Genomic DNA, 9,620 nt, shown 5'->3' with positions numbered 1-9,620 from the left:
TGTGCTGGCCCCGCCGCCGCCTCGCTTGGGCGGACCGGGTTGAAGAGTGCGCCACTGCGGCGCAGAAATTGCCGCGGCTGGCAGGACAGCACCCCCTCTGGCCTGCCGGCCATCTCCCCCGCAAGGGGGGAGATTACGCGTTCATCGGCTTTCGCCAATCTCCAGCGTCGCAGGAGCTGCCGATCTCCCCACTTGCGGGGGAGATGGCCGGCAGGCCAGAGGGGGGTGCTGTCCCGCTGTCATCGAAGTTTTTTGCCACTACTGAAAATTACGCCCCTTGGGCATCACTTGTTCCGCCTCTCCTGATAATGCCGCGAGATCCTGTCGGATCGGTGCGCTCCGGATTGTGGGTCGACCGTTGCGATTCGGATCCTCCCAGGCGGGGCGTGCCGGTCCAGCTTCGCTGACCTTCTCAAGAAGCACGGTCAGCCAGGGCGTCAGGTCCTCGACCTTTTCCGCGACGATGTGGACCACACCCGATTCCGACTGCAATTTCCCGGTGACCCGAACGAACCGCGCGCCCATCACGATCGGCCGGTAGCGGTCGAAGGTTCTTTGCCAGAAAATGATGTTGGCGACGGCCTTGTCGTCCTCCAGCGTCAGGAAGATCGCGTTGCCCTTGCCGGGGCGCTGCCGCACCAGAACAAGCCCGGCAACGGAGACACGCCGGCCGTCGCGTACGGAAGGCAGGTTCGCATTGGGCGTGACGCCGGCGCGGTCGAGGCGCTCGCGCAGGAAGGCGACCGGATGCGCCTTCAGCGACAGGCCGAGCGAGCGGTAGTCGTGGATGACATGCTCGCCGAGCGGCATTGTCGGCAGCTTCGTCTCGGGCTCCAGTTCGCGCAGGCGGAGCGCCGGCTGGTCGAACAGCGGCAGCCTTTCGGCGGCGCTCTTGCCGTCGAGCGCGCGCACCGCCCACAAGGCTTCACGACGATCGAGGCCAAGCGAGCGGAAGGCGTCGGCCTGCGCCAGCCTCTCGATCTCGCCGACATCCAAGCCGGAGCGCAGCCAGATATCCCTCACGGACTCGTAGCCTGAACCGCGCCGCTCGACGAAAGCGTCCATGCGTTCCTCCGACAGGCCCTTGATCTGGCGGAAGCCGAGCCGCAGCGCATGATCCGTCTCGATGACGCCGCGCATCTCGGCATGACGCGCGAGGATGCGGGCCGGATCGAAAGGCGCCTTCTCCAGCGTGCAGTCCCAGACCGAAAAATTGACGTCGACGTCGCGGATGTCGACGCCATGATCGCGCGCGTCGCGCACGAGCTGGGCCGGCTGGTAAAACCCCATAGGCTGCGAATTCAGGATCGCTGCGCAGAACACGTCGGGATAGAAGGTCTTGAACCAGCAGGAGGCATAGACCAGCAGCGCGAAGGAGGCGGCGTGGCTTTCGGGAAAGCCGTATTCGCCAAAGCCTTCGATCTGCTTGAAGCAGCGTTCGGCGAAGTCCTTGGTGTATCCCTTGCCAACCATGCCGTCGATCATGCGCCGGCGGTAATTGCCGATGGTGCCGGTGCGCTTGAAGGTGGCCATGGCGCGGCGCAGTTCATCGGCCTCGCCCGGTTTGAAACCGCCCGCGACGATGGCGATCTTCATCGCCTGTTCCTGGAACAGCGGCACGCCAAGCGTCTTGCCGAGGATCGCCTCCAGTTCCGGTTTTTGATATTCGGGTTTTTCCTTGCCCTGCCGGCGGCGCAGATAGGGATGGACCATGTCGCCCTGGATCGGGCCCGGCCGGACGATCGCCACCTCGATGACGAGATCATAAAAATTGTCCGGCTTGAGACGCGGCAGCATCGACATCTGGGCGCGCGATTCGATCTGGAAGACGCCGAGCGTGTCGGCGCGGCAGATCATCTTGTAGACCTGCCTATCCTCCGGCGGCAGGGTGGCCAGCACATAGGGCTGCCCATACGGGTCCCTCGCCTTCGGATAATGCTCAGTGAGCAAGGTGAAGGCGCGTTTCAGGCAGGTCAGCATGCCGAGCGCCAGCACGTCCACTTTGAGGATCTTCACCGCGTCGAGATCGTCCTTGTCCCATTCGACCATCTTGCGCTCGTCCATCGCCGTCTTGACGATGGGCACGATCTCGTCGAGCCGGTCCCTGGTGATGACGAAGCCGCCGACATGCTGCGACAGGTGGCGGGGAAACCCCATGATCTCGTTGGCGCGTTCCAATACATGCCGCGACACTGGATCGGCACGATCGAGGCCGCCGGCGCGGGCCTCTTTCTCGCCAAGCTCCGAGGTGGACCAGCCCCAGATCGAGCCTGACAAAGACCCTCGGACATCTTCCGAAAGGCCCATTGCCTTCGACACTTCGCGCAACGCCGAGCGGCCGCGATAGCTGATCACGGCGGCGGCCAGTGCGGTGCGCTTGGTGCTGTATTTCGTGTAGATGTACTGCATGACGATCTCGCGCTTCTCATGCTCGAAATCGACGTCGATATCCGGTGGCTCGTTCCTCTCCTCGGAAATGAAGCGCTCGAAAAGCGTGTCGATCCTGTCCGGGCCGACTTCGGTGATGCCGATGCAGAAGCAGACGATCGAATTGGCGGCCGAACCGCGCCCCTGGCAGAGAATGTCCTGGCTGCGGGCGAACTTGACGATGTCATGGACGGTCAGGAAATAACGGGCGTAGTTGAGGCGCTCGATCAGAGCCAGCTCCTCCGCGATGCGCTTGGTCACGAAGGCAGGCACACCCGCCGGGTAGCGGTTGGCCGCCCCCTCCCGCGCCAGCCGTTCCAGTTCGGCCTGCGGCCCGAGGCCCGATTCCGTCGGCTCGTCGGGGTAGTTGTACTGGAGGTCGCTCAGCGAAAACGTCAGCTCCTGCGCAAAGCGCAAGGTCTCGGCCAGCGCCTGCGGATGCCTGCGGAACAGGCGCGCCATCTCCATCGGCGGCTTCAGATGGCGTTCGGCATTGGCGGCCAGTTGCAATCCGACCTCGGCGACGGGCGTGTTGAGGCGGATCGCGGTCAGCACATCCTGCAGCGGGCGCCGTTCGGCGGTGTGGTAGAGAACGTCGTTGGTCGCCATCAACGGGATGCCGGCGCTCTCGGCAAACGCCGCCGCCTGCTCGATCCGGAAACGGTCATTGCCGGCATAGTCGGGCGAAACGCCAAGCCGCAGGTTCCGACCGAAACGATCCTTGAGGTCTCGAAGCAAGGCGAGACTGTCTTGCGGCCCCGCCGACAGATCGGGCAGGACCGCCAGCGACATCAGATCCCCCCATTCGAGGAGGTCGCCGCGCTGGAGAAGGGTGGCGCCCTTTTCACTTTCGTCGCGCAGGTTGGCCTGGGTGAGCATGCGGCACAGGTGCCCCCAGCCCTTGCGGTCCTGCGGATAGGCGAGAATATCCGGCGTGCCGTCGCCGAAAACCAGCCTGCAGCCGGGATGGTAGGAAAGCTTTTCCACCTTGGCCTGCTGCCAGGCTCGCACCACGCCAGCCGCCGTGTTGCGGTCGGCAAGCCCGATCGCGGAAAAGCCCAAAAGCTTGGCGGCGACCACCAGCTCCTCCGGCTTGGAGGCGCCGCGCAGGAAGGAGAAATTCGACTGGATGCCGAACTCGGCATAGGGGATGACGGTCAGCGCGTTCATGCGAAGACCCCATGCAGGAACCAGCGCGGCGGGACCTGCGAGGCGCCGCCGTAGAGACCTTGCCGGTAGAGCCAGTAGCGGCGGCCGTCGGCATCCTCGATGCGGAAATAGTCGCGCGTCGATGCCAACTCGTCGCTGGGCGCCTCGCGCCACCATTCCGCCGCGATGCGCTCCGGCCCCTCGGCCCGCGTCACCCGGTAGAGCGCGCGCCGCCAGCGGAAGTTCAGCGGCGGTCCCTCGGGCATTTCGGTGGCCGGCACATCGATGGGTTCGGGCGAGCGGAACAGCCGGATCGGCCGTTCCGGCGGGAAGATGGTTTTGGGCGCCTGCAGCCTGTCCGGCCTTTTCGGCGGCGTGGTCCGGCGCGGCGCTTCGGTGAAGGGGATGGTGGCGACGGCACGCTCCGGCAGATGGCTTTCGACGACGACCGGTTGCAGCACCGCGCCCTCGCCGAGCCGGGCACGGATGCGGTCGGCGAACAGCGCGATGTCGGCGCCGTCGTCGATCACCTCGCCGGCAAGGTCGGCCTGCTGCATGTCGAAAGCGGCTGATGTCAGCACAGAAAGCCGCACCAGATCGAAGCCATAGCCGGCATCGATATCCTGTTCGAGCGCGGCCAGCCGCTCATGGAACAATTTCTGGATCAGCTTGGGCTCGCGCAGCGGCCGCGAGGTGCCGAGAGCGATGCGGCTGACGGCGCCGTCGACGCGAAAGAGCAGCAGCGCCAACGTCCTGGCGCCCTCGCCGCGACGCTCGAGGTCGATCTTCAAGGTCGTCGCCAGCATGCCCACCAGCCGTTCGATGTCCTCGATCAGGGTGACGGGCTCGGCGAGATGGCGTTCGACCGAAAGCGGCGCGACGGGAAGGCGCGGTGACACCGCCTCGTCGAGACGGCCAAGCGCCTGGTCGAGGCGCAAAAGCAGCAAGGCGCCGAAGCGGCGGGCGAGCGGCGCGCGCGGTGCCGCCATGACGGCGCCCGCCGTGCGCAGGCCGACGCTTTCCAGGCTGGCGCGGGTCGCCGGCTCGATGCGCAGCGCGGCCAGCGGCAGGGGTGCCAGCAGCGCTTCCTCCTCGCCGCCATCGACGATGCGGTCGCCGGCAAACCGTGCCGCCGCCCAGGCCGCTCCCGGTGTCGCGGCAAGCCCGGCGCGGACGTCAAAACCCTGATGGAAGAAACGCGACAGGATGTCGTCCAGCATGGCGCGCTCGCCGCCGAACAAATGGGTGCAGCCGGTGACGTCGAGGAACAGGCCGTCCGCCCCGTCCAGCGCCACCAGCGGGGTGTAACGGTCGCACCAGTCGGCAAGGCCTTCGAGCAGGCGGCGGTCGGCCTCCGGATCGGCCTCGACGACGTCGATCGACGGATGCATGGCGCGCGCATCGGCAATGCCCATGTCGCGCTTCAGGTGCAGCGCCTCAGCCCGCTCGTCGAGGGCCGAGATGCGCTGCGCGTTGCGGTCGCGATGGCTGATCACCAGCGGTGGGTGAGATGGCGGCAGGTGATCCGACGGCCGGGAACGCCAGGACCGCCCCAGACGCTGCCGCAGGATCCTTTCCACTGCCAGATAGGGAAACCACAGAGACAGGATTCTTTGCCCGGCCTCTCTCTTCGCCCCTTCTTTCGTCGCCCGCTCTTTCGTCGAATGCGCGTTCATCGGGGTTCCACTCCAGTGTGAATTGTCCAGGCAAGGCCGTGCGGCTCTTGCCGATGGTGAGGGTGAAGGCCGGGTGGCCGATCGAGCCGGCGAGCGGCCCGGCAATGGTGTCGCGTGGTGCTGCCGGCGCCGAGGCGACGATGAGCCGGACGGGGGCCGCCGTCGGCTCGGGCTCGGCCGCCTGCCGCAGCAGGAACACCGGGCGGCCGGCACCTTGCGCCCTTGCATGCAGCCGGCGCGTCGCGGTCAGGTCCAGCCGCCGCGGATTGCCGCGGATTTCAAGAATGACAGCCGCGAGCGCCGTCATTCGGGCTGCTTCCTCGGCGACCCAGAGCGCATCGACAAGTCTGGGCGCCTCGGAAAACAGCAATTGTTCCGGCTCGATGCCGAACGAGGCATGAAGCCCCCTGGCATAGGGAAAGCCGGCTTCGCGGAAGATTTCCGTGGTGCCGATCCACAGCACCGGCAACCCTGGCGTCCGCTTGAGGATCAGGCTGGCGAGCGACAGGGCGAAGCCGGCGACGGCCCCGGCATCGCGGGTTTGCGTGCCATGGATTTCGCTCAGGGCTGCCTTCGGCAGGCCGCCACTCAAAGCGGCATCGAGACGCTCGACGCCGGTGGGCAGGAACGCATCCGGCAAAGCCGCGGCAATGCCGCGCCGGACGATAGTGAGATCGGTATTGGACGTGACATCCGTGCTGACGTCAGCATCAAGGGGCGCGCCAACCGGCGCCCGCAGGCGCTCGGGCAGCGTTCCCTCGATTTTCGCGATCTGGCGGCGCAGGGCAAAAACAGTCTCCCGCGCCACGGCGGTCATCGCCATGACGGTCAGCTTCCACTCACAATTGTTCCTGTTATGTTCCTATAGATTCCAGAGGGGGCCGGAAGAGTCAAGCGGAGTCATGGGGAATTTATTCCTCTCCACCTGATGATGCAGGCGCATCAGCCCGTCCATTTGCCGATTCCGGTGCGAAAGCCTATATGCCCGGGATCAAAGGACAAAGCATGGCCCGTATCTACAAGACCCGCACCTGGCACGACGAACTCTCGCCCTCGATGGAGGAAATGGAGTTCCTGGCGCTGGAGGCGTATGCCCATCTGCCGGAGGATTTTCGCAAGCTGACCGGCGAGATCGTCATCCAGATCGCCGAGTTCCCGACCGACGAGATCATGGACGATCTATCGCTGGAGACGCCCTTCGACCTGCTCGGGCTGTTCGAGGGACGCGGCATCGCCGAGCGCTGGAATCCGCAGACCGGCGAAGGCCCGAACCGCATCACGCTCTATCGCCGCGCCATCCTCGACTACTGGTCCGAGAACGAAGAAACGCTGGGCGACATCGTCACCCACGTGCTGATCCACGAGATCGGCCACCATTTCGGGCTGTCCGATGACGACATGGAGAAGATCGAAGAGGCGGCGGAGTAACTGGTTCCTACGCCGCGTGAACTGTCCATTCCTCTCGAGTCGGTCCAGAACCCAGCGGCGGCAAAGGCCTCTAAGATTTCGATTCAGGCAGGTTGGTCATCCGGCTGATGAAAAGATGCAGCGCCTTGCGCACGGCGAGCGATGGCGCCTCGGACGGATGCCACAGCGGAAAATGACCATCAACCACCATTCGTGCCAACCCATAGACAAATGCACGAGCGGCAAGAACCAGATGATCGAAGTCCGTGTTCGCAGCCAATCGACCCTGTTGTTGCGCCTGGGTCAGCAGGTCGATCATCTTCCGGCGAATGGCTTCATTCTGACCCCGAAGACTGTCCGACCCGTCGAAATCAATCAGCGTTCGGGAACTGATGATCTGGAAATGCGTGGGATTGGCAATCGCCCATTCCAGATAGCCTTGTCCGATTGCTTCGAAGGCCATGACGGGATCCGCGCTGTCGATTTCTGAAAGTGCATTGGCGACGGCCTCTGTCAGCCGGCTCATGGCCTGTTCGGCGACCGCGGTCAGCAGCGCTGTTTTCGACTGAAAATGCCGGAAGGGTGCGCCGGGGGAAACGCCGGCCCGCTTTGCGGCTTCGCGCACGCTCACATTGTCGGGGCCGCCTTCCTCGACAAGTTGAATTGCAGCATCGATCAGCGTGTCCCGCAAATTGCCATGGTGGTAGCTGGCGCGGCGAGGCGTCTTGGCTTCTGCCATCTCGTTCCCTTCGTTCGGTAGAACTGCTTCACGCGTCCGTAGCATGATTCCGCAATTTATGTAATCACCGTTTACAATTCCGGCAAGAGAATGTAAGCAACGATTACAGATGGGATCGGAACAGGCCCGCGGTCTTCGCGGCCGCCGTTTTCCCAGATGAGGAGACGACCATGCTCGCCACAACCGCCGAACCCCGCCGTCCGCAATCGCTCATTTCGCTTCAGAGGCCAGCCGAAGGACCTCGGCACGAGGAGAATTCCACGACTGTCCGGTCGAGCGCGGCTGTGCCCAGCGCTACGCTCTATCGGCTCGCTTCCGTCGCCGGGGTGGGAAGCGCGCTTATTCTTCTGGTCAACGCGGCTAAACGCAGCTCGCTCATCGCGACCACCGATCTGACGCAACTTCTGGCGCCAGTCGCCGAGATCTTGGCGCTTGGACTTGTCGTAGGCCTGTTTCTTGCATTTGGCCGGCGCGCGGGCCTGTTCGGCATGATCGCGTTTGTCGTCAACTTCGTGGCATTGGCAAGTTTGGTCGGCGTGGAAGTGGTGATCAATCTCGTATTTTCGAAACTTCCGCCGACAACCATCATCGACCTGCGCGCCGGGCCTCTCGGGCTGGCTCTGGTCGTCAGTTCAGTTCTTTTTCTGCTTGGGACGCTCGCGTTTGTAATCTCTCTTGTCGTTGCAAGAGGCGTGCCGCGCATTCCACTCGCTCTCTATTTCATTGGCGCGGTGCCTATCGCGCTCCGTGCGTTCGTGCCGGAGTTGGCTCTTGACCTGGGCTTGGTGACGCTTGCGGCGGCGATTGCCTGGCTGGCCGGGTGGCTGTGGATGCGAGCGCCGACTACCAGTCGCTGAGCTTGGTGTCCGGCCCGTATTCCTGTCCATCGATATCCTTCACGACGGCTTGGCCGCAGCGCATCGTCTTGGCCTTCTTATCGTAAGCATAGGTCGGCGAGCCGAACAGGTGCCAGCCCTTGTTCAGCGCCGCCGTTACCTTGTGGCAGAAGCTGGCGTCGTCCGGGCCGGTCAGAAAGCGGTAGAGTTTCATAGGGTGATTCCTGTCGTGAGTAGCCCGCAAGCATAGGGCTGATATCATGCGTCGATGGCCGCTGCCTTCGCCAGCAGTTTTTCGGCCTGCGCCAGGTGCAGCCGCTCGACCATCCTTCCGTTCAGCGCAATCACACCTTTGCCGGCATTTTCGGAAAGCTCGAAGGCCTCTTTCACCGAGCGCGCCTCGGCCACCGCCTCGGGCGACGGTGCAAAGGCCCGATTGGCGGCTTCGATCTGGGCCGGGTGGATAAGCGATTTGCCGTCGAACCCCATGGCCGCGGCTTCCGTGCACTCACGGGCGAAAGCGTCGAGGTCGCGGAAATCGTTGGAGACGCCGTCGAGCATGTCGATGCCGCCGGCGCGCGCGGCCAACAGCATCTGCATCAGCCAGGGCACGAGATAGCGCCGGTCAGGTGTGACCAGCACGCCGGTCTCCTTGACCAGATCATTCGTTCCGGCAACGAAACAGTCGAGCCGCGAGGCCGGATCGCGGCCAAGCTCGGCAATGGCGCCGATGTTGAGCATGGCCTTGGGCGTCTCGATCATCGCCCATAGTTTCACCGCATCGGGGGCAAAATTGTCGTCGAGCACGTCGCCGACTTCCAGAATGTCGCGCGGCGTGTCGACCTTGGGTAGCAGGAGTCCGTCAGGTTCGCATTTGGCCATGGCAAGCAGATCGTCGGCGCCCCATTCGCTGGACAGCGCGTTGACGCGCACGATCATCTCGCAGCGGCGGCCAATATCGTTGACAACCGGACGTTTGGCCAAAATGCCAGCCAGTTTTTCGCGGGCGGCAATCTTGTCGGCCGGTGCGACGGCGTCTTCGAGGTCGATGATGATTGCGTCACAGGAAAGCTGCGCGATCTTGGCTAGCGCCTTGTCGTTGGAGGCCGGGATGTAGAGTACGGAGCGGCGCGGGCGGTAGGTTTCCATGGGTGATCTATGCCGCGTGTGGTTGGTCGAGGCAAGCGCCGGGGCAATGGATCAGGTGAAGTTTGCGCGGGGTCAGCCAATCGTCAAGATCAGCGCTGCCCCTCATCTGCCTGCCGGCATCTTCTCCCCGTATAATGAGGAGAAGGACGCTCTGTCCGAACCGGATAGATAGGTAACAGAATGGACTGATTAGATGGGTGACAGTTTTCTTCCTCGCCGGGAGGACCGGCGATGGTT

At 64.1% G+C, this 9,620-nt stretch carries 8 protein-coding genes; 2 read left to right on the top strand and 6 right to left on the bottom strand.

The genetic code is table 11. The features are described from left to right. Positions 1-258 precede the first annotated feature (258 nt). The 3 genes from NKH03_RS33450 to NKH03_RS33440 are packed head-to-tail and all read right to left on the bottom strand — an operon-like array spanning position 259 to position 6,075. Positions 259-3,597: an error-prone DNA polymerase gene (locus NKH03_RS33450; protein WP_352973137.1), complete on the bottom strand. Its 3,339-nt coding sequence runs from the start codon at positions 3,595-3,597 to the stop codon at positions 259-261. Continuing rightward, positions 3,594-5,072, bottom strand: a complete 1,479-nt coding sequence (locus NKH03_RS33445; protein ID WP_352973136.1) for a DUF6504 family protein — start codon at positions 5,070-5,072, stop codon at positions 3,594-3,596. Before NKH03_RS33445 ends, NKH03_RS33450 begins: the two co-directional genes overlap by 4 nt. Next, positions 5,014-6,075, bottom strand: coding sequence for an ImuA family protein (locus tag NKH03_RS33440; protein WP_352973135.1), 1,062 nt, complete (start codon positions 6,073-6,075; stop codon positions 5,014-5,016). The genes NKH03_RS33445 and NKH03_RS33440 overlap by 59 nt, the downstream gene beginning before the upstream one ends. A 182-nt stretch (positions 6,076-6,257) precedes the next feature. Between NKH03_RS33440 and NKH03_RS33435 the strand changes: the two genes are divergently transcribed. After that, entirely contained in the window at positions 6,258-6,680 is a 423-nt protein-coding gene (locus tag NKH03_RS33435; protein ID WP_111544069.1) for a metallopeptidase family protein, read from the top strand. Between the two features lie 70 nt (positions 6,681-6,750). Here NKH03_RS33435 and NKH03_RS33430 read toward each other — a convergent pair whose 3' ends face one another. Continuing rightward, positions 6,751-7,398, bottom strand: coding sequence for a TetR/AcrR family transcriptional regulator (locus tag NKH03_RS33430; RefSeq protein WP_352973134.1), 648 nt, complete (start codon positions 7,396-7,398; stop codon positions 6,751-6,753). Between the two features lie 170 nt (positions 7,399-7,568). On the opposite strand from NKH03_RS33430, the gene NKH03_RS33425 reads away from it, so the two are divergent. After that, positions 7,569-8,255, top strand: coding sequence for a hypothetical protein (locus NKH03_RS33425; protein WP_352973133.1), 687 nt, complete (start codon positions 7,569-7,571; stop codon positions 8,253-8,255). Here NKH03_RS33425 and NKH03_RS33420 read toward each other — a convergent pair. Both NKH03_RS33420 and NKH03_RS33415 read right to left on the bottom strand, forming a co-directional pair. Continuing rightward, entirely contained in the window at positions 8,242-8,448 is a 207-nt protein-coding gene (locus NKH03_RS33420) for a DUF1737 domain-containing protein (RefSeq protein WP_027032001.1), read from the bottom strand. The two genes, NKH03_RS33425 and NKH03_RS33420, sit on opposite strands and share 14 nt — an antisense overlap. 44 nt (positions 8,449-8,492) lie before the next feature. Continuing rightward, entirely contained in the window at positions 8,493-9,383 is an 891-nt protein-coding gene (locus tag NKH03_RS33415; RefSeq protein WP_352973132.1) for an HpcH/HpaI aldolase/citrate lyase family protein, read from the bottom strand. Positions 9,384-9,620: the final 237 nt, after the last annotated feature.

Origin of the sequence: Mesorhizobium sp. M1406 (genome assembly GCF_040317555.1) — a bacterium.
Taxonomy (GTDB): Bacteria; Pseudomonadota; Alphaproteobacteria; order Rhizobiales; family Rhizobiaceae; genus Mesorhizobium.
This window is presented reverse-complemented; position numbering and strand designations above follow the sequence as displayed.

Excerpts from the sequence above, each read along its gene's own strand:
- NKH03_RS33450 (WP_352973137.1), bottom strand. The coding sequence starts at position 3,597 with ATGAACGCGCTGACCGTCATCCCCTATGCCGAGTTCGGCATCCAGTCG.
- NKH03_RS33440 (WP_352973135.1), bottom strand. The coding sequence starts at position 6,075 with ATGGCGATGACCGCCGTGGCGCGGGAGACTGTTTTTGCCCTGCGCCGC.
- NKH03_RS33435 (WP_111544069.1), top strand. The coding sequence starts at position 6,258 with ATGGCCCGTATCTACAAGACCCGCACCTGGCACGACGAACTCTCGCCC.
- NKH03_RS33430 (WP_352973134.1), bottom strand. The coding sequence starts at position 7,398 with ATGGCAGAAGCCAAGACGCCTCGCCGCGCCAGCTACCACCATGGCAAT.
- NKH03_RS33425 (WP_352973133.1), top strand. The coding sequence starts at position 7,569 with ATGCTCGCCACAACCGCCGAACCCCGCCGTCCGCAATCGCTCATTTCG.
- NKH03_RS33420 (WP_027032001.1), bottom strand. The coding sequence starts at position 8,448 with ATGAAACTCTACCGCTTTCTGACCGGCCCGGACGACGCCAGCTTCTGC.
- NKH03_RS33415 (WP_352973132.1), bottom strand. The coding sequence starts at position 9,383 with ATGGAAACCTACCGCCCGCGCCGCTCCGTACTCTACATCCCGGCCTCC.